The 26,763-nt window shown below is 54.1% G+C and carries 27 protein-coding genes and 2 pseudogenes; 11 read left to right on the top strand and 18 right to left on the bottom strand.

What is annotated here, in order from left to right; genetic code table 11:
• Positions 1 to 214 precede the first annotated feature (214 nt).
• A complete protein-coding gene (eno, locus tag ABF463_RS01055) occupies positions 215 to 1,507 on the top strand; it encodes a phosphopyruvate hydratase (protein WP_415531678.1) in 1,293 nt (430 codons plus the stop codon).
• Positions 1,508 to 1,645: 138 nt separating this feature from the next.
• Here eno and ABF463_RS01050 read toward each other — a convergent pair whose 3' ends face one another.
• The 4 genes from ABF463_RS01050 to ABF463_RS01035 are packed head-to-tail and all read right to left on the bottom strand — an operon-like array spanning position 1,646 to position 6,202.
• Positions 1,646 to 4,132 carry an ATP-dependent Clp protease ATP-binding subunit gene (locus ABF463_RS01050; protein ID WP_415531677.1) on the bottom strand — a complete coding sequence of 829 codons (2,487 nt, stop codon included), beginning with the start codon at positions 4,130 to 4,132 and terminating at the stop codon, positions 1,646 to 1,648.
• 14 nt (positions 4,133 to 4,146) lie between these two features.
• Positions 4,147 to 5,193: a protein arginine kinase gene (locus ABF463_RS01045; RefSeq protein WP_415531676.1), complete on the bottom strand. Its 1,047-nt coding sequence runs from the start codon at positions 5,191 to 5,193 to the stop codon at positions 4,147 to 4,149.
• Positions 5,190 to 5,732, bottom strand: coding sequence for a UvrB/UvrC motif-containing protein (locus tag ABF463_RS01040; protein ID WP_415531675.1), 543 nt, complete (start codon positions 5,730 to 5,732; stop codon positions 5,190 to 5,192). The genes ABF463_RS01045 and ABF463_RS01040 overlap by 4 nt, the downstream gene beginning before the upstream one ends.
• 14 nt (positions 5,733 to 5,746) lie before the next feature.
• On the bottom strand, positions 5,747 to 6,202 hold the full coding sequence (locus ABF463_RS01035; RefSeq protein WP_415531674.1) for a CtsR family transcriptional regulator: 456 nt from the start codon (positions 6,200 to 6,202) through the stop codon (positions 5,747 to 5,749).
• A gap of 351 nt (positions 6,203 to 6,553) precedes the next feature.
• Here ABF463_RS01035 and ABF463_RS01030 point away from each other — a divergent pair, with 351 nt between their 5' ends.
• Both ABF463_RS01030 and ABF463_RS01025 read left to right on the top strand, forming a co-directional pair.
• Positions 6,554 to 6,679, top strand: coding sequence for a hypothetical protein (locus ABF463_RS01030; RefSeq protein ID WP_415531673.1), 126 nt, complete (start codon positions 6,554 to 6,556; stop codon positions 6,677 to 6,679).
• A 135-nt stretch (positions 6,680 to 6,814) separates the two neighbouring features.
• Positions 6,815 to 7,069: a hypothetical protein gene (locus ABF463_RS01025; protein WP_415531672.1), complete on the top strand. Its 255-nt coding sequence runs from the start codon at positions 6,815 to 6,817 to the stop codon at positions 7,067 to 7,069.
• A gap of 17 nt (positions 7,070 to 7,086) precedes the next feature.
• Here the strand turns inward: ABF463_RS01025 and ABF463_RS01020 are convergent, their stop codons facing one another.
• The 9 genes from ABF463_RS01020 to rpsU form a co-directional block, all read right to left on the bottom strand.
• Positions 7,087 to 7,854, bottom strand: coding sequence for a YdcF family protein (locus ABF463_RS01020; protein ID WP_415531671.1), 768 nt, complete (start codon positions 7,852 to 7,854; stop codon positions 7,087 to 7,089).
• Between the two features lie 40 nt (positions 7,855 to 7,894).
• A complete protein-coding gene (locus tag ABF463_RS01015) occupies positions 7,895 to 8,659 on the bottom strand; it encodes a YdcF family protein (protein ID WP_415531670.1) in 765 nt (254 codons plus the stop codon).
• 188 nt (positions 8,660 to 8,847) lie between these two features.
• Positions 8,848 to 9,288 (bottom strand): CD1247 N-terminal domain-containing protein, encoded by a 441-nt coding sequence (locus tag ABF463_RS01010; RefSeq protein WP_415531669.1) that lies wholly within the window; start codon positions 9,286 to 9,288, stop codon positions 8,848 to 8,850.
• A 133-nt stretch (positions 9,289 to 9,421) separates the two neighbouring features.
• Complete coding sequence (gene efp, locus ABF463_RS01005; protein ID WP_415531668.1) at positions 9,422 to 9,979, bottom strand: elongation factor P; 558 nt, start codon at positions 9,977 to 9,979, stop codon at positions 9,422 to 9,424.
• Positions 9,980 to 10,175: 196 nt separating this feature from the next.
• Entirely contained in the window at positions 10,176 to 11,243 is a 1,068-nt protein-coding gene (locus tag ABF463_RS01000) for a M24 family metallopeptidase (protein WP_415531667.1), read from the bottom strand.
• A gap of 97 nt (positions 11,244 to 11,340) precedes the next feature.
• Positions 11,341 to 11,778 (bottom strand): type II 3-dehydroquinate dehydratase, encoded by a 438-nt coding sequence (aroQ, locus tag ABF463_RS00995; RefSeq protein WP_415531666.1) that lies wholly within the window; start codon positions 11,776 to 11,778, stop codon positions 11,341 to 11,343.
• 85 nt (positions 11,779 to 11,863) lie between these two features.
• Positions 11,864 to 12,721, bottom strand: coding sequence for a TIM barrel protein (locus ABF463_RS00990; protein ID WP_415531665.1), 858 nt, complete (start codon positions 12,719 to 12,721; stop codon positions 11,864 to 11,866).
• The gene (locus ABF463_RS00985) at positions 12,718 to 13,227 is read right to left on the bottom strand and encodes a YqeG family HAD IIIA-type phosphatase (protein ID WP_415531664.1); all 510 of its coding nucleotides are present in this window, start codon (positions 13,225 to 13,227) and stop codon (positions 12,718 to 12,720) included. The genes ABF463_RS00990 and ABF463_RS00985 overlap by 4 nt, the downstream gene beginning before the upstream one ends.
• A 99-nt stretch (positions 13,228 to 13,326) precedes the next feature.
• Positions 13,327 to 13,503 carry a 30S ribosomal protein S21 gene (rpsU, locus tag ABF463_RS00980; RefSeq protein WP_013484190.1) on the bottom strand — a complete coding sequence of 59 codons (177 nt, stop codon included), beginning with the start codon at positions 13,501 to 13,503 and terminating at the stop codon, positions 13,327 to 13,329.
• A 552-nt stretch (positions 13,504 to 14,055) separates the two neighbouring features.
• Here rpsU and ABF463_RS00975 point away from each other — a divergent pair.
• From ABF463_RS00975 to ABF463_RS00945, 7 genes and pseudogenes are all read left to right on the top strand, one after another.
• The gene (locus ABF463_RS00975) at positions 14,056 to 15,372 is read left to right on the top strand and encodes a circularly permuted type 2 ATP-grasp protein (protein WP_415531663.1); all 1,317 of its coding nucleotides are present in this window, start codon (positions 14,056 to 14,058) and stop codon (positions 15,370 to 15,372) included.
• Positions 15,354 to 16,013: an alpha-E domain-containing protein gene (locus tag ABF463_RS00970; protein WP_415531662.1), complete on the top strand. Its 660-nt coding sequence runs from the start codon at positions 15,354 to 15,356 to the stop codon at positions 16,011 to 16,013. The genes ABF463_RS00975 and ABF463_RS00970 overlap by 19 nt, the downstream gene beginning before the upstream one ends.
• 141 nt (positions 16,014 to 16,154) lie before the next feature.
• Entirely contained in the window at positions 16,155 to 16,976 is an 822-nt protein-coding gene (locus ABF463_RS00965) for a transglutaminase domain-containing protein (RefSeq protein WP_415531661.1), read from the top strand.
• A complete protein-coding gene (locus tag ABF463_RS00960) occupies positions 16,930 to 17,904 on the top strand; it encodes a M14 family metallopeptidase (protein ID WP_415531659.1) in 975 nt (324 codons plus the stop codon). The genes ABF463_RS00965 and ABF463_RS00960 overlap by 47 nt, the downstream gene beginning before the upstream one ends.
• Positions 17,901 to 18,857 carry a M14 family metallopeptidase gene (locus ABF463_RS00955; protein ID WP_415531658.1) on the top strand — a complete coding sequence of 319 codons (957 nt, stop codon included), beginning with the start codon at positions 17,901 to 17,903 and terminating at the stop codon, positions 18,855 to 18,857. Before ABF463_RS00960 ends, ABF463_RS00955 begins: the two co-directional genes overlap by 4 nt.
• A gap of 117 nt (positions 18,858 to 18,974) precedes the next feature.
• The gene (locus tag ABF463_RS00950) at positions 18,975 to 19,685 is read left to right on the top strand and encodes a TMEM165/GDT1 family protein (RefSeq protein WP_415531657.1); all 711 of its coding nucleotides are present in this window, start codon (positions 18,975 to 18,977) and stop codon (positions 19,683 to 19,685) included.
• Positions 19,686 to 19,913: 228 nt separating this feature from the next.
• A pseudogene (locus tag ABF463_RS00945) lies at positions 19,914 to 22,199 on the top strand (vitamin B12-dependent ribonucleotide reductase); the annotation flags it as partial.
• Between the two features lie 219 nt (positions 22,200 to 22,418).
• Here ABF463_RS00945 and ABF463_RS00940 read toward each other — a convergent pair.
• From ABF463_RS00940 to ABF463_RS00920, 5 genes and pseudogenes are all read right to left on the bottom strand, one after another.
• Complete coding sequence (locus ABF463_RS00940; RefSeq protein ID WP_415531656.1) at positions 22,419 to 23,012, bottom strand: 2-oxoacid:acceptor oxidoreductase family protein; 594 nt, start codon at positions 23,010 to 23,012, stop codon at positions 22,419 to 22,421.
• Positions 23,009 to 23,794 (bottom strand): thiamine pyrophosphate-dependent enzyme, encoded by a 786-nt coding sequence (locus ABF463_RS00935; protein ID WP_415531655.1) that lies wholly within the window; start codon positions 23,792 to 23,794, stop codon positions 23,009 to 23,011. Before ABF463_RS00935 ends, ABF463_RS00940 begins: the two co-directional genes overlap by 4 nt.
• Complete coding sequence (locus ABF463_RS00930; RefSeq protein WP_415531654.1) at positions 23,794 to 24,858, bottom strand: 3-methyl-2-oxobutanoate dehydrogenase subunit VorB; 1,065 nt, start codon at positions 24,856 to 24,858, stop codon at positions 23,794 to 23,796. The genes ABF463_RS00935 and ABF463_RS00930 overlap by 1 nt, the downstream gene beginning before the upstream one ends.
• An 11-nt stretch (positions 24,859 to 24,869) precedes the next feature.
• Positions 24,870 to 25,082 (bottom strand): annotated as a pseudogene (locus ABF463_RS00925) (ferredoxin family protein); the annotation flags it as partial.
• Positions 25,083 to 25,142: 60 nt separating this feature from the next.
• Positions 25,143 to 25,805, bottom strand: coding sequence for a P-loop NTPase (locus ABF463_RS00920; protein WP_415531653.1), 663 nt, complete (start codon positions 25,803 to 25,805; stop codon positions 25,143 to 25,145).
• 402 nt (positions 25,806 to 26,207) lie between these two features.
• Here ABF463_RS00920 and ABF463_RS00915 point away from each other — a divergent pair, with 402 nt between their 5' ends.
• Complete coding sequence (locus ABF463_RS00915; RefSeq protein ID WP_415531652.1) at positions 26,208 to 26,702, top strand: GNAT family N-acetyltransferase; 495 nt, start codon at positions 26,208 to 26,210, stop codon at positions 26,700 to 26,702.
• The last annotated feature ends 61 nt before the right edge of the window (positions 26,703 to 26,763 follow it).

Genomic DNA, 26,763 nt, shown 5'->3' with positions numbered 1-26,763 from the left:
ATTCTTTATATAATGTAAAAACATGGCAGTCAATTCTCTGCCTATAGTGAAATACGGTTTACAGAGCACCATACCTTAAAAATTCTCCGCTTTAAGCAAAAAAAGACTTGAAGAACACACAAAAAAGAGCTATATTAGAAAGGTGAATATATGTTAAGTAGCCGTTTTGCTCCATTTTATTGAGCAAAAAGATATGAAACAGGGAGGTTTCCTCATGAAATCAGAATTGCACATTGAGCATGTCCATGCCCGCCAGATTTTAGATTCCCGCGGCAACCCCACGCTGGAAGCAGAAGTCATCACCGAAGACGGCACGGTTGGCCTGGCCGCTGTCCCGTCGGGTGCTTCCACCGGTCAATTCGAAGCGTTGGAATTGCGCGACGAAGATAAATCCGTCTATTTGGGCAAAGGTGTGCTCAAGGCAGTTGAAAACGTCAATGGTCCGATCGCTGACGCAGTCGTGGGCGTAGATGCGCTTTCGCAGCGGAAAGTCGACGCAACCATGTTGAAACTGGATGGCACCGAAGGCAAGTCCAATCTGGGTGCGAACGCAATCCTGTCCGTTTCCCTCGCCGCAGCAAAAGCAGCCGCGAAAGCATTGGATCTGCCGCTTTATCAATATCTGGGCGGCGTGAATGCGCACACCCTGCCGGTCCCGATGATGAACATCCTCAACGGCGGCGCGCATGCGACCAACACCGTTGACATTCAGGAGTTCATGGTCATGCCGGTCGGCGCTCCGTCATTTGCAGAAGCGCTCCGCTGGTGCGCCGAAGTTTTCCATGCCCTTGCCAAAGTGCTTAAAGGCCGCGGTCTTGCCACTTCCGTGGGCGACGAAGGCGGCTTTGCCCCTGACCTTGCCACTGATGAAGACGCACTGAAGATCATCATGGAAGCCATCGAAAAAGCCGGATACAAACCGGGCGAACAGTTCCGCATTGCCATCGACTCTGCTTCGAGCGAATGGTATCAGGAAGACGGCAGCTACCTGCTCACCAAGAGCCAGAAAAAACTCAGCCGCGGCGAGCTCATCAACTTCTGGAGTGATCTCGTTTCCAAATACCCGATCGTCTCCCTTGAAGACGGTCTTGCTGAAGAAGACTGGGAAGGCTGGACAGACCTTACCAAAGCACTGGGCAAGAAAATCCAGCTGGTCGGTGATGATCTGTTTGTTACCAACCCGGCCCGTTTGGCCAAAGGCATCGAGTTGGGCGCCGCAAACTCCATCTTGATCAAAGTAAACCAGATCGGAACTTTGACCGAGACCCTTGATGCCATCGAACTGGCAAACCGCCACAATTACACCGCCATTGTTTCTCACCGTTCCGGTGAAACTGGCGACACCACAATTGCCGACTTGGCAGTGGCCCTCAACGCCGGCCAGATCAAAACCGGTGCCCCGAGCCGCAGCGAGCGCGTCGAGAAATACAACCAGCTTCTCCGCATTGAGGAACAGCTGGGTGAAGAAGCCTATTTCCCGGGCCTCTCTACTTTCTACAACATCTAATCGCTACGCTTCTTGCGTACCAGTTGTATAGGGTCTTTGTACCACAGAAAAACCCCCAATCATTACGATTGGGGGTTTTTCCTTTGCCTGTTTGCCAGGGCAGCCGACGCGGCAGAAACTTATATCATTCTGCGACTATCACACCTGCTGCGGCAAAGCGGTCTTTTCAAACGTGATGACATCGTCTTTGATAACGGTATTGACGGTATCGCCCGCTTTAATTTTGCCTTCCAACATTTCCTCGGAGAATTTGTCCTCGATCTTAGCCTGAATGGCACGGCGCAACGGACGCGCTCCATAGATCGGGTCAAAACCCTCTTTGGCAATATGGGCAATCACCTCATCGGAAAAAGTGATGTCAACTTCCAATGTTTTGATACGCTTGGTGATGGTACTGAGCATCCGCCCGGCAATCTGCTGGATATCCGCGCTGGTGAGCTGATGGAATACGATGATATCGTCGATCCGGTTGAGGAATTCCGGGCGGAATGTGCGGCGCAGTTCGCCCATCACATCGCTCTTGATCTCCTTATCGGTGGTACCAGCCGGCAAGTCCGCGTTGGCGAAACCCAACTTGCGGTTGTCGGTAATCATGCGTGCACCAACGTTAGAGGTCATAATAATGACCGTATTTTTGAAATCGACCTTGCGGCCCTGCGCGTCTGTTAAGATGCCATCCTCCAGAATCTGGAGCAACATGTTGAACACATCCGGGTGTGCTTTTTCGATCTCATCAAACAGCACCACCGAATAAGGTTTGCGCCGCACTTTCTCAGTGAGCTGACCGCCCTCGTCATATCCCACATAGCCCGGAGGCGACCCGACCATCCGCGACACCGTGTGTTTCTCCATATATTCGGACATATCCACGCGGATCATGGCATTCTCATCCCCGAACAGCGCTTCGGCCAGTGCTTTGGACAATTCGGTCTTGCCGACGCCGGTCGGCCCTAAGAAGATGAACGAACCCACCGGACGTTTGGGGTCTTTGAGGCCCACACGCCCGCGGCGAATGGCCTTGGAAACGGCGGAAACCGCTTCATCCTGACCCACAACCCGCTGGTGCAGCACGTCTTCCATGTGCAGCAGACGCTCGCTTTCCTCTTGAGCCAGTTTTTTCACAGGCACACCGGTCCAGCCCGCGACGATCTCAGCGATATCCTCTTCGCCAACTTCTTTGACAGAACGGGCATTGCTGGTCATCCATTCCTTTTTGGCGTTGTCCATCTGCTCACGCAGCGTTTTTTCTTTATCCCGCAATTTGGCCGCATGTTCAAAGTCCTGCGCCTTGACGGCAGATTCCTTCTCTTCCGCCAGCTTTTTCAGCTTTTCTTCCAAATCGCGCAGATCCGGCGGCGCGGTAAACGCCTTGAGCCGCACACGGCTGGCCGCTTCATCCATCAAATCAATGGCTTTATCCGGCAGGAACCGGTCGGAAATGTACCTGGAGGACAGCGTAACCGCCGCTTCAAGTGCCTCGTCCGTAATGCGCACTTTGTGATGCGCCTCATATTTGTCGCGCAGACCTTTGAGAATCAGGAGCGCCTCCTCCTCAGAGGGTTCCCCCACGGTTACGGGTTGGAACCGACGTTCCAGCGCGGCGTCTTTCTCAATGTGTTTGCGGTATTCGTTCAGTGTGGTCGCGCCAATCACCTGAATCTCCCCGCGTGCCAGCATGGGTTTTAGGATGTTTGCAGCGTCTATTGCGCCTTCCGCTGCACCCGCACCGATAATGGTGTGCAACTCGTCAATAAAGAGGATGACATTACCCGCCTTGCGCACCTCTTCCAACGCTTTCTTGATGCGCTCCTCAAATTCACCGCGGTATTTGGTACCGGCGATCATGCCCGTAAGGTCGAGCGTGACCACCCGTTTGTCTTTTAGTGTTTCCGGCAGGCGGCCTTCCACAATTTTTTCCGCCAGTCCCTCGGCGATGGCGGTCTTTCCGACGCCCGGTTCACCGATCAGGCAAGGATTGTTTTTGGTGCGGCGTGAAAGAATCTGGATGACCCGTTCAATTTCTTTCGAGCGGCCGATAACCGGATCAAGACGCGAAACTTTTGCCAATTCGGTAAGATCGCGCCCAAACTGGTCGAGCGTCGGGGTGTTGGTATTGGCACGGCGTGCAGGCTGCGGATTGACAGGTGCCGCGCCCGCACCCTCGCCCTTGGCCTGCGGCTGCTGGGTGCTGCCGCCGATGGCGTGCACGATTTCCGTATACAGTTCTTTGGGGTCGCATCCCAGCCGCACCATGACGGCTACCGCCACACTATCAAATTCGCGAAGCAGCGCCATAAGCAGGTGTTCGGTTCCTACATAACCGTGACCCAGGTTCTGTGCTTCCATATAGGCCAGCTCAATGATATGCTTGCCGCGTGGGGTAAGGCTCTGTGCCGTCACGTGAGATGGCTGTGCGCCTTTGCCCACGGATTCGGCCACCAGCGTTTCCACTGTATCCGCTTGAATGCCGTGCTGTTCAAGGACCTTAGCGGCTACGCCGCTGCCCTCGCGCAGCAGGCCGATCAGGATATGCTCAGTTCCCACATAGGTGTGCCCAAGATCCCGGGCGCTTTCCAACGCAAGGTTCAGAGCGGCTGCGGCTTTTTCCGTAAATTTATCAAACATGTGCGTATCCTCCTTCAGGTGGTCCCATTTTCATTGGAGTGCAGGTGTGTAAGGGTCTCGCGCACAAGCTGCGCGCGCAGAATGTCGCGTTCGCGTTCATCCATCTGGTGATCCGACTTGGTTTGCAGCGTGGCGGGCTGTACCTCCCCCAGCAAAGCATTGACAGCTTCAAGCGGCACTTCCGTTATGATTCCCATTGTAATCCCAAAACGCACATCCGAGATGAGTTTCATAAATTCCTCGGATGTGAGCATCCGCGCGTTGGTCAAGATACCGTAGCTGCGGAAGATACGATCCTCAAACACCGGGCCGAGTTTCTTAAATTCCTCCCGAATACTACGCTCCTGTGCAATGATCTGCCCCACAATTCCAGTGAGGGAACGCAGCACCTCGTTTTCTGAAATACCCAGTGTCACTTGATTGGAAATCTGGTAAAACGCGCCTGTGCCTTTGGAACCCTCCCCATACAATCCACGGATGGTGAACCCCAGCTTGGTAATGGCTTGGGCGAGACTGGGCAGCGACCGGGAACGGGTCAGCCCCGGCAGATGAACCATCATACTGGCCCGCATTCCGGTGCCAAGGTTGGTAGGACACTCCGTCAGATAGCCAAAATCCTCATCAAATGCATAGTGCAAATGCTCGTCCAACAGGTCGTCGATCTGATTGGCTGTCTCCATCGCTTCTTCCAGCCGGAACCCTGCATAAAGCGCCTGAATGCGAATATGGTCTTCTTCATTGATCATAATGCTGACGGATTCGTCCTTTTTAAGCAAAAGTGCGCGGCCCGCCTGCTCTTTGGCAAATTCGGGGCTGATGAGATGTTTCTCGGCATAGGAAACTGCGCGCGACGGCGTCAGCTTCTCCATATCAATATAATCAAACTCCTGCGCAACCGCCTGATCAGCCATCAATGCATTTCTGGTCAGTTCTTCCACCTTGCGTGCCTGTTCCAGATTCATCTTGCAGGGAAACGGCATATCGCTGATATTCCGTGCCAAACGTACCCGTGTGCTGATAACGGCATCCCCTTCGGGACCGGTTTCCAAATACCACTTCATTGCTCCTCACCCCCCTGCTCAATGGCCTTGATCTGGTCGCGCAGCTTAGCTGCTTGTTCATATTCCTGTTTAGATACCGCGTCGTCCAGCTGGTGCTTGAGGGTACCGACCTGTTGCAGCCGGACGGCCTCTTCTCTTCTGGCGACGATATCACGCGAAGCACTGCGGGGAATCTTACCCACATGATGGGTTTTCCCGTGGATGCGTTCGATGGACGGCAGCAATTCCTGATAAAATGTTCGATAACAGTGCGGGCAGCCCGCCATGGCGTTTTTGGCAAACTCTTCAAAGGTGGTATCGCAAAAGCTGCATGATTTCCCTGCGGGTCCGTGGCTGGGCATCGCCTGTGAAAAGAGGCTGCCCAGAAAATCCTGCCAGTCCGGCGTCATCCCGGTGAACGGGGCGTGGCTGGCAAGCAGCTTGTCATACCCCATCTTGGCCGCACACTCGCTGCACAAATGTACTTCGTGGGTCTGCCCGTGGACAGCCTCATGAAAATGGACGGTGGCTTCGTTTTTTCCGCAGTGGTCACACAGCATAATTGTTGCCTCCTTTATTTGAGCAAGACGGCCAGCATTTGCTTGAAGATGGTCGCCCTAAGCGCATCCCTCATCTCCTGCGGCGCGGCCCGCAGCGCTGGGTCCGAAAGAGCGGCGCCGATAAGCCCCGCGGATGCCGCACTCAGGATACCGCCCTCGCGCAAGTTGGATAAAAAGATGCGGGCTGTTTCCCGATCCAGCTTCTCACCGACCGCATTGATCACATGCATGATCGTCTGCCCTCTCTCCAGCCGCACGCGGGAGATACGGATGTATCCGCCGCCGCCGCGTCTGGATTCGACAATATAGCCCTGTTCGGGCGTAAAGCGTGAAGTGATAACGTAATTGATCTGGCTTGGCACACAGCCGACACGACTTGCCAGCTCATTGCGCTGGATCTCCGCGATGCCGTTGTCTGCTTCGCGCAGCATCTGTCGGATGATATCGGAAATCATGTCGCTGAGTTTCATACAAGCACCCCCTATCATCATTTGACTTTCCTTGACCTTTTGACTTTATTATATCTCATTTTTCCATCAAGTCAATAGGGCTCAGAGAGATTTAGCTTAATTTATATACCATTTTGGTACATTTTTCGGCACCAAGCACGTTTTTTTACCCCGGCAAGATGTTTTTACTTAAAAAGCGGTTCAGCACCCTCTCATAAAATAGCACACTTCAGCGCAAATGCATATGCTGATAGTATCCGGCGCAGACCGGATGCGGAAAGCCCGCTCACATATAGGCGAAGGCGACGCAGGAACCCCAGACAGGCGTTCGCCATAATATGTTGATGAAAGCATTGAAAGGAGGTCTTTTGCATGTCTTGTGGCAATGGTTTCTTTGGAGGAAGCAACAACTCCTGCCTTTGGATCATACTTATCCTCGTCGTTCTGTTCTGCTGCTGCGGCAACGGGAACAGCGGCTTCGGCGGCTGTGACGACTGAGCCCCTCTACCCCCTTCTCTTATGAAAAAGCGCCGGAAACAAGAGTTTCCGGCGCTTTTTCCGTGCGTTGTTTTTACCATACATTTTTGGTACAATAAAAGGAACCGCTTTCTTTGCAATAAAAAGGATAGGACTATGAATAAAGATAAACTGACCCGGTATCTGCTGGCCGTCGCAATCCTGCTGTTCTGGCAATGCATCGGGTATTTTATACCTCTGCCGTTTTCTCCTATTTTCACCTATACGAACACATCGTCCCACATGAGCATCGTCGGCACGCTGATCGCCTTTTTCTCGGCGTTTATCGCGGACATTTTTCTGCGGCGCTATCAAAAAGCACATCCGCGCTCTTCAAAACCTGCCCGGAACACAAAAAGAAAACAGAAATAACTTTGTTTCAGGCACCTCTACCGATCAAACAGCAAGGTCTTGGGCAGAGCGAAAATCTCCCGCAGATAGAGATACCCTTGCAGCCGCCAATCGGTATCGGCCGGGACACCATAGGGCGTCAGCCCTTTCCGCCGAGCGATGATGCCGGCACGATAAAGATGGAAACCATCCGACACCAGCGCCACATGGGTAGAAAGACCCTTTTTGCGGATAATGGTCCGCGCGTTGTGCAGGTTCTGCATGGTGTTGGTAGACGTGTCATCCATCGCGATACGGGATGGGTCAATGCCGTGCCGCCACATGAGTGTATCCCGGATGCTTTCCGCCTCAGTAATCGCTTCCTCCGGGCCTTTGCCTCCCGTGGCGATACAGAACGCCCGGGGATGCGCGCGCAGATATGTACCCGCAGCATCTATCCGACCCATCAGGTCGATGGTGGGCACCTTGCCTTGCACCTTTGCACCCAGCACCACCACGGTGGCATCCTGTGGAGGCACTTCTCCAAAGCTGTGGGCAAAAATCACGCCGAACGACACAAGCAGCCAACCCAAAACCATAATGCAAACAGCTGCAAGCAGGCGCAACACCGGCCGTGCATACCTGCCGCAAAGCCTACGGATGAGCCACAACAGGGCAGGCAGGAAAATGACGGCCACACCGAGAAAAACCGGCATCAGGACAAAGCTGTTCATCACTTTCAGCTGCATGGGCGGCAATGCGGTAGCCATCAGCAACAGGCCGACCGCAACACGGGCAATATGTCCAACAAGTGTTCGTCGCTGCATAAAAGTCCTCCACTCAAAAAACCATACGGAACGGCGTCATCTATCGGTCGAACAGCAAGCTTTTGGGCAAAGCGAACAACGCGCGCAGATAGTCTCTCCACTGCCACTGCAGATGCGTAGCGGCTGGTATACCATAGGGGTGCACCCCCTGACGGTCAGCCAGTATCTTGGCGCGCAGCATGTGATAATTGGGCGTTATGAGTGCAATATTCTTGGAAAGCCCTTTCTGTTGAATAATGGCCGCCGAGTATTTCATATTTTCAAAGGTGGTCTGGGAGCGATCCTCAAGAATAATGCGGGAGGAACGAATGCCGTAGTTTGATACCAGCACCTCGCGCATTGCTCTTGCCTCCGTGGTGGTTGTCCCACGCATGCCGCCACTGGCGACACAGACCGCGTGTGGATGCGCTTGCAGATAATCCCCAGCTTTCTCGATAGACAGCATTAAATTAGTAGAGGGTTGATCACCCATCATTCCCTCTCCCAAAACCACCACCGTGGCATCTTCGGGCGGCTGTTGGCCAAGGCCTCCGAAAATAATCGCACAGCTTTCAATTATCAAACCGCCAAAAATCACCAAACAAGCGCTTGAAACACCCCAGAACACCCTGCGGCTCAGCTTTTGAAATCGCTGGCCAGGCAACTTAAGCAATATTGGCAAGGCAATCATGATGATGCCCGTCACAACAAACAGGGGCACAAACCGGGTTAATGCTTTGAGGCCCAAATTGGGGATGGCGGTAGCTATCAGCAGCAGTCCAACCACATTACGGGCGATTGATGAGACGGCGGTTCTTGCTTCCATTAGTCACTCCAAAACCAAGAAATTCCCTACACTAGGTTCCTTTTTCGCAGGAATCCGGATGAATCAGATGCAACCACATTCTATTCACAGCCACAAATGTTATGCGTCCTCCTGCACGGTATGTTTAGCAGTGTCATTTTAAAAAAAGCCGCCGGTTTTATCCGACGGCTTTCATAAGAGCCAAGCGCTTATTTTTCGGGTTCGTCGTCTTGATTGGCAGATTCTTCGTACCCAACATCGTCGTCATCGGTGCCAAAATCAAATTCCAACTTTTCCCCGCATTTGGGGCAAGTCATCTCTCCGTCAGAAAGCAAGTCGTCATCGAGGTAGACTTTTTCGCCGCACTTGGGGCAGGTAAGCTCATAATAATCGGAATCGTCGTCCTCATCATCATCGTCATCATCTTCGTCACCGTAAAAATCCTTTTCAAGATCTTCCAGATCCTCATCGATGGCGTCTACCTGCTCGGCCACTTCCGACACGCTGTCTTCCACTTCGGAGACCGTCAGCGCCACATCATCGAGCACTTCGACAATGGCCTTAATGATCCGGCCTTCTTTGGACGTTTCGTCCACGCCAAGACCTTCAACCAGTCCCTTGAGATACGCTACCTTTTCTGTTACTGTCATTTCAAGCGCCCCCTTGCGCCGCGCTATGCGCAGCATGTATGGACAGCGCGCGAATACGCGCCTCCGTTTGTTGCCGGCCGTGCCGTATACACATCATTGATTTATGAAACAGGAACCCGCAAATAGTATAGCCTTATGCGCGTTCCATATACTCGCCCGTGCGCGTGTCCACGCGGATCATGTCGCCCTCATTGATAAACAGCGGCACACGAATCTCCGTACCAGTTTCCAATTTGGCGGGTTTGGTCACATTGGTGGCCGTGTCGCCTTTTATGCCCGGCTCGGTTTCGGTAATCTGCAATTCCACAAAAGTAGGTGGTTCAATACCAAACACCTTTCCCTTATAGGAAAGCACTTTGATATCCATATTTTCTTTTACAAATCTAAAATTGTTACCGATATCAGCCGCGCTGACGGGCAGTTGGTCAAAGCTTTCCTTGTCCATCAAGTAGTAGATATCGCCGTCATTGTAGAGGTATTGCATATCTTGGCGCTCAATATAAGCCACGGGGAATTTGTCAGTGGGATTGAATGTTTTTTCCACTACGGCCCCGGTGATCACATTTTTCAATTTGGTGCGCACAAACGCCGCACCTTTGCCCGGCTTGACGTGCTGGAACTCTACAATGGAGAACACATTGCCGTCCATGTCAAATGTCAGACCGTTCCGAAAATCGCCTGCTGAAAGCATTCGTTAACCCTCCAAAAACAAAGAGCAAACCTGTGCCGCCGACACCAACCGGGCCGGGGCAAAACAAATCCGCATCATTTCACAATTACTCTGATAAGTGTATCCTATAAAACAGATTTTTGCAAGTGTTTACCCGGCAAAAGCGGACAATCCTTCCAAAATCCAGCCGCACACAGGTACTGCCACGCAGACGCGCTCACAGCACCAGCAATTCTTTGGGGCTTTGCGTAAGGATCTCGCAGCCATTGTCGGTAAGCACCGCCAAATCCTCGATGCGCACGCCGAAGCGCCCCTCCAAGTAAATCCCCGGTTCAATGGTCATCATCATCCCGCTTTGCAGCGTTTCATGGCAGGCGGGGGAGAGCCGCGGTTCCTCGTGAATCTGTAGGCCGACCGAATGCCCCAGCCCATGCCCGAAGCAACCCTCGTAGCCCGCACCGTAAATGATGTCACGGGCAATTTTATCCACCTCGCTGCCCGTTTTGCCGGGTGCCAGCGCCTGCTCGGCAGCCAACTGGGCTGCCAGCACTGTGTCGTAAACCTTACGCATCTCGTCGGTCACAAATCCCAGCGCAACCGTACGCGTCATGTCCGAGCAGTAGCCATCCACAATAGCGCCGGTGTCCATGGTGATGAAATCCCCCGCCTGTAGCTTGCGCGCGCCCGGCACACCGTGCGGACGGGAGGAATTTTCACCGGAAACCACAATCAAATCGAAAGATGGACCGGATGCTCCGTTTTGCCGCATAAAATATTCGATCTCCAGCGCGAGATCGCGTTCCGCCGCGCCCGGTTTCAAAAACGGCAGGATGTGTTTGTACGCATCATCTGTAATGACCTGCGCCCGCCGGATGGCGTCCAATTCCTCCGTGCCTTTGACCATGCGCAGACGCAGAATGGTATCATTCAGCGCATTGCCGTCGTCGAATGTTATATCCGGAAACAGCGGGCGGAACCGGTTGAGTTCCGCTACAGGCAGCTCGCGCGATTCAACACCCAACGTGCGCACACCCTCAGCCTTGAAAAACGCTTCCATTTGCTTCACGCCGTTCTGCAACAGTTCCACCTCGCAGCCACGGACTTCCTCACGGGCGGCCTCGATATAGCGGGAATCCATTAGCAGCATGGCGCGCGTCCGCGTCACCAGCAGGATGCCGTCTGTAGCGGCAAAGCCGGTGAGATACCGGCGGTTGTGCTCTGAAAGAATCAGCCCGGCATCCATCCCGTCCGGCAGCGCGTGCATAAGTGCGGTACAATGTTCCATTGGAAAAACCTCCTGTCAAAACAATCTGAACGGTGGGGCAGCGCAGCTTGAAATAATCTATATGGTCCCACCTGAACATAGCTGCGGACTGTACCCGCTAAAAAAGATCTTTTAAGCCCTGCAGGGCGAGAATATAACTATATTTTCCAAACCCCACGATAGCCCCCGCACAAACAGGCGCAATCACCGATTTGTGGCGGAATTCTTCCCGCGCCTGCACATTCGACATGTGCACCTCCACCGTGGGGATACGGATGGCGGCAATGGCATCGCGCAGGGCGATACTGTAGTGCGTAAGCGCCCCTGCATTGATGACAACGCCGTCAAATTCTCCGCGTGCACCGTGCAGCAGATCGATTAACGTCCCCTCGTGGTTAGACTGCCGAATCTCACAATCAATACCCATTGCCTGTGCGGCAGCTTGAATCTCCGCGTTGATATGTTCTATGGTATCTTTCCCGTAAATTCCTGTTTCACGCTCGCCCAGCAAGTTGAGGTTCGGTCCATGCAACAGCAACACCTTATGCCTTGGCATAACAAACATCCCTTTCTGTCTTCTTAAAAATACTTTTTCTTTATCAGAATCACATCAACCGTCATATTCCACGCGCCGCACGTTCCTACGGCGATATACATGCCAGATACCGGTCTTTCATACAGCGCGCATCTGCCGCCTGTGTCCCCGCGGACTCACAAATAACGGTGGGGCACAGCCCCCTCGCGGCTAATTCCTCCGCCAGCGGCGCAAATGGAGGGCCATATACCGTGTCGGCAAATGTGAGATGTCGTTTTTCGCCGCCTGCCGTATATTCAATCTTAGAAAAATGTGCATGGAACACGCGTAGCCTGCCCGTACCCAGCGCTTGCCCGATTGCATCCAGCACCGCAGCGTAATCGGCACGCGTGGCAAGCCCGCCGCCGGTACGGGCGTTCAGGTGCCCAAAATCAATGCACGGCAACAAGCGCGCATCCAGTTTGCAGATAGTCAGCACCTCTTCCAACGTGCCGAGCTGCCCGATTTTGCCCATCGTTTCCGGGCAGATGTAAACGTGCCCCAGACCTGCCGCGTCCAATGCATCTAATGCCCGACTGAACGTCTCACACGCCAGTGCCAGCACATCCGCGCGTGGGCGCTTTCCGCACGCACCGGGATGCACCACCACCCGTTCCGCGCCCATCCAGTCCGCGGCACGGGCGGACTGGAGAATATACGCTACGCTGCGGGTACGGATAGCCGCGTCTTCACTTGCCATGGAGATATAATATGGGGCGTGCAGTGAAAGTGCAATACCGGCTTCTTTGGCCGCCTGACCCACCGCCTCCCCGCCACTCTGTGAAACCCGTACGCCATGCCCGCACTGGTACTCATACGCATCCAGTCCCAAAGAGGCGACATAGGCGGGCGCCTGGACCGTATGCCGAAAACCCGCCGCAAAAAACGCATCTTCGTTCCCGGCCACGCCAAACCGCGGTTTCATCGATGTGCCTGTCCATCTTCGGGCGCACGGGCATGGATAAACGGTTTTTCCAACATACGCCGCAGATGATAAAACGGGGAATGCCCGCCGCCGCCATAGGGCGACACCATCCAAACCCGCAGACCCGCCAGATGCCCGCCGAGGACATCTGTATAGATCTGATCGCCTACCGCCACCACCTCTTCTTTTCGCAGATTCATGGCCTTCACAGCCAATGAAAACGCCAGCGGAAATGGCTTGAGCCCATTGGCACGATAAGGCAGCTGCAGTGCGCGGGCAAACCGCGAGACTCGGTTATGGTGGTTGTTGGAAAGGACATACAAACGGATGTCCGCCTGTTTGAGGGCGGTGATAAATGTCTGAATCTCGCTGTCCGGCAGCGGCGTGGATCTGTCAGCCAGCGTGTAGTCGATATCAAGCACCAGGCCCTTCACGTGCTCACGCGCGAGAAACCCGGCATTGATCGACGCAATATGCAGGAAACGTTTGTCCGGTACCAGAAGCACAGCGCCACCCGCCTTATCTGTTAGAATGATGTGTGAAAAAGGGCATACATGCGAAAAAGCGGGCACAAAGCCCGCTTTTAACGTTTCATCAATCTGCAATCAACGATGCTTGCGTTTACGCGCCGCCTCGGATTTCTTCTTGCGTTTGACAGAGGGTTTTTCGTAGTGTTCCCGTTTGCGCACTTCCGCAAGAACGCCAGAACGTGCACATTGCTTTTTAAAGCGGCGCAGCGCGCTGTCGAGCGATTCGTTGTCTTTGATTCGGATTTCAGCCATTTTTATTCCCTCCCTCCGTCTAACGAACGGATTTTCACCAAAAAATCGGCGCAAGCTCTAAATAGCCCATACCCCGTCGCTCAAAACGATGGTATGCGTGCGGCCTTTCAAACAAAAGACCCACAGATGGTATTTTCTATTATACAGCGCCAGTACATTGTTGTCAAGAGCAGTGTGCGCAAACACACCCGCCTTAACGGCATTTTCTTTTTGACGTGGAGGGCATGCCTGCGCCTTGCTGATTTTTTGTGGAAATCCTTACGTCCCCTATGCGCCGCCCAGAAAAAGGGGCGCAATACCCATCTTGTCCAGTTATATGGCGTTATACTCCAAGTCTTTATCCGGCTGCCTTTGAAAACACGCCTATTTTTTATCAAATATATGTACAGCGGTACTTTTTCAGATGTTTCCATTAAAACCGTTTCGGCGTGCATTGATTTTTGGAAAATAAAGGCGTACAATAAAGTAGGTTTATTGGCAGGCATAGCGGTGCGAAAAACGGATGCATGCCCTTTTTTTATCGATTCAATCAGCGGACAAGGAGAACATTGCGTGGATACACAAGTGCTGCAAGAGCAGGCCGAGCGGGTTAACCGCGCACTCGACCGCTACGGCGTCAAATTTGGCGTCTACAAAAACGGAGAATTTCACGAGCAGCTCTTTCCATTTGACGCTCTTCCCCGGGTTATCCGCGCCGACCAGTTTGACAAACTTGAAAAAGGTCTCATTCAGCGGGTCTGTGCGCTCAACCTTTTTTTGTGTGACATTTATTCTAAACGCTGCATCCTGCGAGATGGCATCATCCCGCAGGAATTTATCTATTCTGCCAAGGGCTTCCTGCTTCCCTGTCAAGGCATCCGCCCCCCGCAGGATGTTTACAGCCACATTTCCGGCATTGATCTCGTGGAGGCACCCGACGGGTGGTATGTGTTAGAAGATAATCTGCGTGTGCCGTCCGGCGCTTCTTATCCCATGATTGCGCGGGAAATTGTGCGGCGTACCAATCCAGCTGTGTTCGAGGAACACAGCATCTACGAAAACCGCAACTATGCCAAACTGCTGGCAAACATGTTCAGCGAAGTGCAATGTCCCGGCATCGTGGTGGTGCTCACACCCGGACGATACAACTCCGCATTTTTTGAACACGCATATCTTGCGGAAAAAACCGGCGCGACCCTTGCCTTCCCGGAAGATCTGGAGGTCACGGGGGACGTGGTCTATTATAAAAGCTTTAACGGGGGAAAACAGCGCGTAGGCGCTATCTACCGCCGGGTATCAGACGAATTCCTTGACCCGCTCCTTTTTGACGAGCATTCGGTCATCGGCGTGCCGCATCTGATGGAAGTATACCGTAAGGGTAACGTATCGCTCATCAATGCACCCGGCAACGGTGTCGCCGATGACAAAGGTACATACTATTTCGTCCCTCAGATGATTCGCTATTATTTGGGGGAAGAGCCGATTCTGCAAAACGCGCCCACTTACGTGCCCTATTACAAGCATGACTTGCAGTATGTGCTTGCACATCTGAAAACACTGGTTGTTAAGGACGTTAGCGAAGCGGGCGGTTACGGCGTCGTGTTCGGGCGAGACCTCTCTGCCGCGCAACTTGAGGATCTTCGTCAGGCCATTCTTTCCAAACCGCGCCGGTTCATCGCACAGGAAATTATCAATTTCAACGACCTTGGCGTGTTTCTGAATGGCAAGGAAGTGCCGCGCAAAGCGGACTTCCGCGCGTTCGTCGTGCAGGGAAAAGATATCCGGGTCTGGCACAGCGGCCTCACCCGTTATGCGTTACAAGCCGGTTCGTTCGTTGTCAACTCGTCACAAGGTGGAGGATTCAAAGACACATGGGTACTATCTCGATAACACAGGCTGAAAAGCTTTACTGGCTTGGTCGCTACGCGGAACGCGCCTATACACTGATTGGTCTGCTCGTGCGGTATTACGACCGTATGCTTGACGCGGACGCGGGCGCCTATCGGGACTACTGCTCCAAGTTGAGCATTCCGGATATCTACCGCGACAAATCGGATTTTCTGCACCGGATGCTGAGTGAAACAAGCAACGAGGCAAGCATTGCCTTTGCCCTGGGGCAGGCCAACTCCAACGCCATGCTTTTGCGCGACCGGCTGGCAACCGAAACGGTGTCTTACATCCAGTCATCCTACAATGCCGTGCAACGCAAATTCCAGTCAACGATCACCGTGGCCGCAATACGGGATGTGCAAAGTCTCCTGCTGGCGTTTTGGGGCGCGGTGGACGACCTGATCCTTGCGGACGATGTGCGTGATTTTATCAAAGCAGGCAAGTATACGGAGCGCGTAGATATCTACACACGCTTCGCATCGGATTCGGAAACCTTGGATGCGGCAAAACGCCGTCTCGCCCGTTCGCTTGCCCATCTCGACAGCGCCGGTGTTTGCAAGGACCTTGCCGACATGCTGGCCAACGGCCGCAGCGTGACCGCCCGGCAGATTGACAGTGGCATCCTTGATATGCTCCAATAACAGAAACAATCCGCATTTATGTTTTATTATAGATTGCGTTGAATGAAACAAACCGGGTCATCGGGTTGAAAGCATTTTCGTCAAAAACAATGCACGTCTATCCTGATACGCAAACGCCTTTATCCACAGGAGGAATGACCTATGAAACGGTTTTCTTTTTTATACCAGTCGGCCATCCGGTTCAGTCATCCGGTCAAGGCACATCATTTTCGACTGAAATGTCTGCCCGGGCAATTCCCGTTCCAGCACATCTATCAAGAGCACTGTGCCTTGGCCGGCGAAGTCGCGCCGGTGGAGGGAATCGACGCATTAGGCAACCGCACCCTTGCGGGAACTATTCCGGAACCGCACGACCGGTTTGCTTTCACGATCACGGGCAAGGCGCTGCAAAGTTATTACCTTTCACGCGAGCCTCTTGACGATTTGTTTCTCTATGAGACCCCTTTGACGCGGATGAGCGATGCAATGTCAGCATTTGGGGAAAGCGTCCCCAGCGGAACGGCAGGCGAACAGGCACAGGCCGTCTGTAAGGCCGTCCACGCGCAGCTGACCTATCTGCCGGCTTCTACGGATGTGGACATGCCGGCAGCCGACGCGTTTGCGCAAGGCAAAGGCGTCTGTCAGGATTATGTACAGATCGTGCTGGCACTGCTGCGGAGCCGGAACATCCCCGCGCGCTACTGCGCGGGCCTGATGCCCGGCGAAGGGGAAACACACGCGTGGGTAGAATATTATGAAGACGGTGCATGGCGCGGAATCGACCCCACCAATGACCAGATCATTGATTACGGATATATCAAGCTGTCCCACGGGCGGGACAGCGCAGACTGCAGTGTGGACCGTGGCTGCTTTGTAGGCCCGGCCGAACAAGTCAAGCAGGAAATGGAAATCCATGTTAAAGTAGGCGAAATAGTTGATGAAGAAAGTGAAGACAGTCAGTCGAACATGTCTGCCTGTCGATGAGACCCTGTGTATCAAGCGGTGCCGCTATCAGCCGGATGGACTGACCGAGGCGGAGATTGCCGCACTGCCGCGCATCTCCCTCGTCACCGGCGTGCACGGCGACGAACTGGAAGGGCAGTTTACCTGCTACGAATTGGGCCGTCTGCTGTCGCTCCAGCCGGAGGGCCTGACAGGCATTGTGGATATCTACCCGGCAATCAATCCGTTGGGCATCGAATCCATTTGCCGCGGCTTTCCCGGTTTCAACCTGGAGATGAACCGCCTGTTTCCCGGAAACCCGAACGGTTCTCTTGTGGAAAAAGTGGCAGCGGAAGTATTGGATAGCCTCCTCGGCTCCAATCTGGTTGTGGATATTCACGCCAGCAACATTTTTTTGCGGGAACTGCCGCAGGCACGCATCAATGAGAACAATGCGGAAAAGCTGACGCCGCTCGCGTCTCAGCTTAACCTTGATTTTTTATGGATACACCCGTCGGCCACCGTGCTGGAATCCACGTTGGCGCATTCGCTCAACACGCGCGGCACCCCTTGCATCGTGGTGGAAATGGGCGTGGGGATGCGCATCACACGCGACTACGGCCTCCAGCTCGTGCACGGCATTTTTAACGTTATGCGCACATTGGGCATCTGGAACATTCCGGGTGCGGACACGCCGCACGAAACGCTCAACTCTTTGGAGCGGCAGGTCTATTTCCTCAACTCAAAAGCGTCCGGCATCTTCGTGCCGCACGTGCAGCATTGCGCCATTATGGCAAAAGGGGAGGAGATCGGCCAGATTCTCGATCCGCTGGAAGGTGTTGTCAAAGACCGCATCACCGCGCCATGCAACGGACTCGTGTTCACACTCCGGGCATACCCGGTGGTCTACACCGGTTCACTGATCGCGCGGATGATCGAGGGCGTGGAGGATTACAAGCTAAGGACATGAAAAAAACGTGTATTTTTGAACTGGACGCGCCTTATCGGGAACCGATGCGTATTCAGTCGTTCCTGTTCGGTGAGCAAACGGATTCCGCACGTCAAGCGGGCTGTGCCATCATGGGGGCTACCCGCGGCAACGAAGCACAGCAGATTTTCACGTGTGCGCACATTGTTGAAAAATTGCGTGAGCTGGAACAGCAGGGCTGTATCGCCCCCGGCAGACAGATTTCCGTCATCCCAACGGCAAACCCCTACTCCGTTAACACCGCCCGTCGGTTTTGGCCGATGGACGATACCGATATCAATCGGATGTTCCCCGGTTACAGCCTCGGAGAAACTACCCAGCGCATCGCCCATCAGGTATTTGAAGCTGTCAGGCCCTACCAATATGGGATACAATTTGCCAGCTATTACATGCCGGGCGAATTCATGCCGCACATCCGCATGATGCGCACCGGCTATGAGGACACCGCCGCCGCCGCGCTCTTTGGTCTGCCATATCTGTATGTACGGGAGACGCGTCCATTTGATACCACCACGCTCAATTACAACTGGCAGATCTTTGAAACCAGTGCATTTTCAATCTTTGCAGGCAAGACCGATGAATTAGATGAGGCCGCTACCGCGCTTTCGGTACGCGCCACTCTGCACTTTTTAAAAGGCGTAGGCATTCTCACGGCACAAACACAAATCCCGAGCGTGCCGGAGCGTCCACCCATCCGCATCATCACCAATCGAGATCTCACCTTCGTGCAGGCAAAGACCGGCGGACTCATGCGTCGCATCCGGCACGCAGGCGACATGGTGAAATGCGGCGACGAACTGGGATTTATCCACGACCCATACGACAACAGCATCCGCCAGACGCTGCTTTCCCCACGCGATGGGCGGGTGTTTTTTGTACACCGCAATCCGTTCGTTTATGAAAATACCATTGCTTACCGCATCCTGCATGTCTGAGGACGCGCGGCGCCCATCCGGTTCCCATTTTTGCAAACACCAAGCCTGTTGTTATGTCTTTTTTCCTCCGGCGGCACATACCGTTTAAAGAAGCGCCGCGCCAAAGGAGGGTTTTCCATGACTTGGCTCACTGTCCTGCCTTCTCTCACACCGTTTTTAACGGCGGCAATTTTTGTCACCCTCAATGAACTGGGGGACAAAAGCCAGCTGCTCACCATTGGGTTTTCCAGCCGCATGAACTGGATGAAAGTGCTTTTGGGCGTCTTAATTGCCACAATAGCCAACCATGGGCTTGCCGTAGCGGTGGGTACATTGCTGGCACGCGTGCCTGGCTGGGACGGCTGGGTACGGTTTCTGGCCGCCATCCTGTTTCTTTTTTTCGGTCTGTGGGCGTTGAAACCGGAAAACGAGAAGGACGAAAAGCCACCGGAAACAGGCCGATTCGGCGATGTGGCGACTGTCGCATTTGCATTTTTCTTTGCGGAGATGGGTGACAAGACGCAATTGGCAACCATCGCGTTGGCGGCGCAGTTCCCCGCAACCCCGCTGCTGGTACTGGCAGGAGCGGCAGTGGGCATGCTGCTCGCGGACAGTATCGGCATGATCGTGGGCATTTTGCTTCATCGCAGACTGACGGCTGGTACTTGCCGCTTGGTCGCTTCGGTCACATTTGTATTGTTCGGGCTGTTTGGCGTCTATGAAGGGCTTATTCGGCTGCTCCGCTTTTCAGGTGCGGGCGCCGCCGTCATCGTCACATTGGCCGCAGCCTGTATTATTGTCATCGGCGCGGGGTTGCGGAAAGAGGAAAAACGGCGGAAGGATGCATAAATCCGTTACCACAGACAAAATTTTCATCACCTTGCCGGTTGACAGTTTGTCTAAATATTGATATGCTTAATAAGCGGATATACCATATGTTGTGTATATCCGCCATATTCACCTATAAATGCAATTTCAAGTCCGGTTTCCCTCTATAGAGGCCGGGCGTGACCATACAGGAATGGATACTCGCCCACATGCGCAAATTGCGGGGCGCGCGTCTCAAAACAGGAGGAACCATCCATGGGTATCACACAGAATGCACGCACCGTGCTGGAAAAACGGTATCTGATTCGCGACGCAAATGGCAAGGCAAGCGAAACCGTTGAGGAACTGTTCCATCGCGTTGCCGCCGCCATTGCTGCGCCGGACAAGTCCTATGACGAACATGCCGACATTAAAGCCGTTGCCGACCGATTTTATACACGGATGACCAATCTGGAGTTTCTGCCCAACTCGCCCACCCTCATGAATGCGGGACGGCCACTCGGACAACTTGCCGCTTGCTTTGTACTGCCGGTGGACGATAGCATGGAAGACATCTTCGAAGCCATCAAGCAGGCCGCGCTCATTCATAAATCGGGCGGCGGCACGGGTTTTTCATTTTCCCGCCTCCGGCCGAAGGGCAGCGCGGTCAACTCCACAGGCGGTGTAGCATCCGGTCCCATCAGCTTTATGCGGGTGTTCAACACGGCCACCGAAGCAGTCAAACAAGGCGGCACCCGCCGCGGCGCCAACATGGGCATCCTGCGGGTGGATCACCCGGATATTCTTGAATTTATCGATTGCAAGAAAAACAACGCGGACATCACCAATTTCAACATCTCGGTAGGCATCACCGAAGATTTTATGCGCGCGGTACAATCCGACTCGGAATACGATCTTATTGATCCAAACACCAAAGACAGCGTCGGACGTCTTTCGGCTCGGGAAGTATTTGAAAAGATTGTGGACGCGGCGTGGCGCAACGGTGAACCGGGCATCATCTTCCTTGACCGCCTCAACCGTGACAATGTGGTGCCCTCGGTCGGCCCCATCGAATCCACCAACCCTTGCGGCGAGCAGCCCCTTCTGCCCTACGAAGCGTGCAACCTTGGTTCCATCAACCTGCACCAGATGTTGACACGGCAAGATGGCGATGCAGCGCACATTGACTGGGACAAGCTGGCAGGCGTGGTGCGGGACGCCGTACATTTCTTGGACAATGTCATCGACGCCAACCGCTACCCGCTGGAGCAGATCGACCATACCACCAAGCAGACCCGTAAGATCGGTCTGGGTGTAATGGGCTGGGCCGACCTGCTTTTGGAACTGGGTATCCCCTACAATTCGGACGAGGCTGTGGTGTTAGGTGAAAAAGTGATGGGGTTCATCACCGACACCGCGCGCGCGGCAAGCGCGACACTTGCACAGACACGCGGCGCATTTCCGCTCTTTGACGAAAGCACGCTCAAAGACGGCACAGCGGTACGCAACGCCACTGTCACCACCATTGCCCCCACCGGTACGCTCTCCATCATCGCAGGATGTTCCAGCGGTGTGGAACCCGTCTTTGCCTATGTGTTCATCCGCAACGTGATGGACGGCACCGAAATGGTGGAAGTCAATCCCGTACTGCGTCGGGTACTAGAGGAACGCGGGCTGTACAGCGACGAATTGATGCGGGAGATTGCACAGGCGGGCAGCGTGTCTCATGTAACTGCATTGCCGGAGGATATCCGGCGGGTCTTCGTCTGTGCGCACGACATCTCACCGGAATACCACATTAAGATGCAGGCGGCATTCCAGCGCCGCACCGACAATGCAGTATCCAAAACAGTAAACTTCGCACACGATGCAACCATTGCAGACGTACGGCGGGTCTATATGCTGGCATATGAGCTGGACTGCAAAGGCGTGACCATCTACCGCGACGGCAGCCGTGATGCACAGGTGCTGAACATCGGCAAGGTCAATGCGGAAAAACCTGCAGCAACAACAGCACCGGCTGCCAGCACGTCTCTGGCCGGTTTGCAGCCGCGCCCGCGTCCGAATGTGACCACCGGCTTCACCGAGCGTGTCAAAATCGGCTGCGGAAACCTCTATATCACGGTCAACTATGATGAAAACGGCATCTGCGAGGTTTTCACCAACACAGGGCGGGCGGGCGGCTGCCCGTCGCAGAGCGAGGCAACGGCACGGCTGGTCTCTATCGGCCTGCGTGCGGGATTGGACGCAGACAGCATCATTGAGCAGCTTAAAGGCATCCGCTGCCCCTCTACCATCCGCCGTCCGGGTATGCAGGCGACTTCCTGCCCGGATGCTATCGCGCGTGTCATTGAAAAAGTCAAGTGCATCCAAGCCGGAGAGCCAGCGCAGGTGTCTGCCGCTGTCGCGCACACGGAAAACGAACCGCGTATCCAACACTGGACACCACCGGAAAACACACCCATTATGAAGTACTGCCCCGACTGCGGCGCTAAAATGGAGCATGAGGGCGGCTGCGTGATCTGCCGCAATTGTGGTTTCTCCAAATGCGGGTAGGCACAGCCTACCTTTAAAAGTCCAAATGCAGCAACAGCAGATGACATCTGCACAGCCTGAAATAGGTAGAACCGGCCCACCTTTCAACTTAAGCAAGCATGTCCCCATGCAAAGTGCCGACCTGCTTTCATCAATATAAAACCACCCGTATAACCATTCAATGGATATACGGGTGGTTTTTCTATGCTTTAACAAGCTGTTGTTTTATGTGATAAAATCCTATTTGTCATACTCCATGCCGATACCGATTGCCTTGATGTTGGCATCCACCAAATCTGCTTTCCGTGCAGGTACGGATTTACGCAACCCGGCAACCACGGAGTCATATGCGGCAAACTGTGTTTCACGCAGCAGCTTGCCCAGCATAATCATATTGGCAAGACCGTCAAGTTTATTTTCGCTGGCCAAACGGGTGGCGGGGATGTAAAACGCGCGGATATCCGTTCGTTCCACTTTTTTGTCAATCAGAAACGAATCCAGTACCGCCACGCCACCGGGTTTCACATCTTCAATATATTTGAGAAAAGACGGCAGATTCATCACCACAAATGCATCGGGCGTGGTCACCAGGGGTGAGCCCACCGCCTCCTCCGAGATGCACACACCGCAGTTGGCGGTGCCGCCACGCATCTCCGGTCCATAGGACGGCAGCCACGATACTTCGCGCCCCTCCAACAGTCCGGCATAGGCCATCACTTTGCCCGAGAACAGGATGCCCTGCCCACCGAATCCGGCAAACAATGTCGTCATCGTATACGGCTCCGCGACTGATACCGGCACATCGGTTTTTTCAGCAGTGGTCGTTGCCATCATACATGCACCTCCGCCTGTTTCTGCGCGTCCTTGTTCACATTTTCCCCATATTTATCTTTGAACACACCCAGCGGATAATACGGCATCATATTTTCACGCAGCCATGCAAGGGATTCCACCGGGGAAAGCCCCCAGTTGGTCGGGCAGGTGGAAAGCACCTCCACCAGCGAAAAACCTTTTCCATCCAGTTGGTACGCAAACGCTTTTTGAATCGCTTTCTTTGCGGAACGCACATGCGTGGGGCTATCTACCGCCACGCGCTCAATATACGCCGTACCGTCCAATGTTGCCAGCATCTCGCAGATACGCACCGGGAAACCGGCCGTCTGCGTATCCCGTCCATATGGGGTAGTCTGTGTGATCTGATTGGGCAAGGTGGTCGGAGCCATCTGCCCGCCAGTCATACCATAGATGGCATTGTTGACAAAAATCACCGTGATATTTTCGCCGCGCGTTGCGCTGTGAACGGTTTCCGCCGTGCCGATGGCGGCAAGGTCTCCATCACCTTGATAGGTGAACACAACGCTCTCCGGCAGCGCGCGTTTGATACCGGTCGCCACAGCGGGCGCACGCCCATGTGCCGCTTCCACCATGTCACAAGAAAAATAATCATATGCCATCACCGCGCAGCCTACCGGGCAAACGCCGATGGTTTTTCCTATAATATCAAACTCATCCATTGTCTCCGCCACCAACCGGTGGATAATGCCGTGCGTACAGCCCGGGCAATAGTGCATTGGTGTATCAGTCAGGCCTTTGGGTTTTTGAAATACAATCGACATTACCGATCGCCTCCCAGTATCCGCTCAATTTGTTCCAACACCTGCGCCGGCGTGGGGATGACGCCACCGGTACGTCCGTAAAAGTGCACCGGGCGGCTGCATCCAATGGCAAGACGCACATCGTCCACCATCTGCCCCATATTCATCTCAACACTCAAGAACGCCTTGGCGGTTTTAGCCGTTTGAGCGAATGCTTTTTCGGGAAACGGCCAAAGCGTGATGGGGCGCAGCAGCCCCACTTTCAGCCCTTTGGCACGGGCTGCCAGTACCGCGCTTTTTGCCACACGGGCCGACGCGCCAAACGCGGTCACAACCAGCTCGGCATCCTCTATGTAAAACGCTTCGGAACGCTGCTCGTTCTCCATGACGGTTTTATACCGTTTGAAGCGCTCAAAATTCAATTCTTCCAGTTCTTCCGGCTGGAGATAGAGCGAATTGATGATGTTGTGCGGACGTTTCCCCGCATGACCGTTGGTCGCCCACGTTTTAGGCGGCAGTTTGGGGGGCTCCGGTTTCTCAAGCAGCACCGGCTCCATCATCTGACCCAGCATCCCATCGGACAGGATCATGGCCGGGATACGATACTTCTCGCTCAAATCGAATGCCAGAAATACATCATCCACCATCTCCTGCACGGAATCCGGCGCAAGCACCAGCAGATGGAAATCCCCGTGTCCGGCAGCTCGGGTCGCCTGCCAGTAGTCAGACTGTGACGGTTGAATGCCGCCCAACCCCGGCCCGCCGCGCTGCACATTGACAATCAGGCAGGGCAGATCGCAGGCGGCGATATAGGAAATGCCTTCGCTTTTCAAACTGATACCCGGCGATGAAGATGAAGTCATGGCGCGCACACCCGCGCAGGCGGCGCCATACACCATATTGATGGCGGCCACCTCGGATTCGGCCTGCAAATAGGTGCCCCCGATTTTGGGCATCCGTTTGGCCATAAAGGCGGATACCTCCGTCTGCGGTGTGATAGGATAGCCGAAGAAATGCCGGCAACCAGCGCTGATAGCTGCTTGCGCAAGCGCTTCGTTTCCCTTCATCAAAACTTTTTCAGGCATGAACCCATCCCTTACCTTTCCACCACAATGGCCACATCCGGGCACATCATCGCACACATGGCGCAGCCGATGCAAAGTTCCATACGCTCCACATGAGCGGGATGATAGCCTTTACTGTTCAGTGTTTCCGATGAAAGCGCCACGATCCCCCGCGGGCAAGCGGTCGCACACAGGCCGCAGCCTTTGCAGCGTTCTTCATCCACAATCATCTTTGACATATCAAATACCCTCCTGCCGCGCGTATTGGTCTCCGCCGCGCGATCATTGCTTTTAGAAAACTGCGGTCACCACGGGGGCATGACCCACATGGTAAGCGGATAAACGGCAGGCAGACAGAGACGCACGGCCTCCGCCAGGTCCTGCCGCACGCCAGTGCAAACCAAGGGCAGACCAGCGAGCGCCGCCGTCTGTTCCGCAAATGCGGCCGACGCCGTCAGCACTGCCATATCGGTTTCCGCACCCAAGTTGGTGTTGTTCACCAAGCCGGTGGCGGGCAAACGGGAAATCGACTCGATTTCCCGCAGCACCCGCACCGTTTCCTCCGGTGTGGACGTGAGCGGACGGCGGGCATTGAACACATAGAACTGTGCATAGCCCGCCTCGCGGAATCGGGCGGCATACGCGCCAAGCGCCGCGGCGCCCGCGTCGTCTCCGCCAACATCAAGCACCACGGTATAAGTGGGGTCGTCAAACATGACGGCCAATTCACCCGGAAGAGCAGGGCTGTCCAGATTCGTTCCCGCGTAAACGGGCGCGATAACCCGCACGCCTGCGGCCTCCAACGTCTTTCGGCTGTCTGCCGCACGAAAATACGGGTTCACGATGTCCATATCCGCCAGACAGACCTTGCGCCCCGCGCGGGCCATATCCAGTGCAAGATTAACGGCAAACGTTGTTTTGCCGCTCCCGTAATGTCCAGTAATAATTTGCAAACGGTCTTGGAACATCCGTTTTCCTCCGGAGGAATCATACAAAACACGCATTCCATGTTTTGCCTGTACCCGGCTATTATACCATCTGCGTGGGGAAAAAACAATCTGTAATAGTTGGGCGACGGGCATGGACCGCCTTTCCACTCAAAAAAGTTAGCATGTTGTCTTTTTTGTGTATGCATGAAATTATCCTGCCATCTTCTCCATTGACTGAGATGCTATCGGGTCGAAAACTTACCGCGTAGAAAGGCAATCCGCCTGCTGTAGATTTGCCCAACAGGTATTGTAGTCCTACAATCCGGCGGCAAGTTCTACCTGCTTTCGCTTGAATGAACCGTCATGATATGCTATACTCTTTTAAATGGCGTAGTGCCGTTTATCGGCATAATTCTGTCCGCCCAAGGAGGAACTGTGCACATGTCTCAACAATTACCGAATGAGATCGTGCTTCGCCCCGCAACGGCAGCCGATGTGCCTCTGCTGCTTTCATTGATAGGCGAACTGGCTGATTACGTACACCTGCGTGACCAGATGGACATCACGGAACAGGGATTGCATAAAGCGCTGTTTGCAAAACACGTAGCCAGTGCGCTCTTGATGGAATGGCGAGGCGAGACGGCGGGTTATGCCATCTATTTCTACTCTTTTTCAACATTCACAGGGCTATCCGGCATCTATTTGGAAGACGTGTTTGTCCGCCCGGCCTATCGGGGAAAAGGCATTGGCCACGCAGTCTTTACCCACTTGGCACGCAAAGCCTGCGAGGAAGGATGCGGGCGGATGGAATGGGAATGTTTGAATTGGAATGAGCCCTCCATCACGTTTTATGAAAAACTGGGCGCGGTGCAAAAAAAAGATTCGAGAGGATATCGTCTGTCTGGGGACGCGCTGCGCACAGCGGCGGGCCTTTGACCGCCATGCTTTCGGATCATTAAATTCATTGAAAATCCGGCGCCTAACGGACGCCGCTCTA

Origin of the sequence: Ethanoligenens sp. (assembly GCF_047718355.1) — a bacterium.
Lineage (GTDB): Bacteria > Bacillota > Clostridia > Oscillospirales > Ethanoligenentaceae > Ethanoligenens.
The sequence above is the reverse complement of the archived record's forward strand: the minus strand, read 5'-3'. Positions and strand labels throughout refer to the sequence as shown.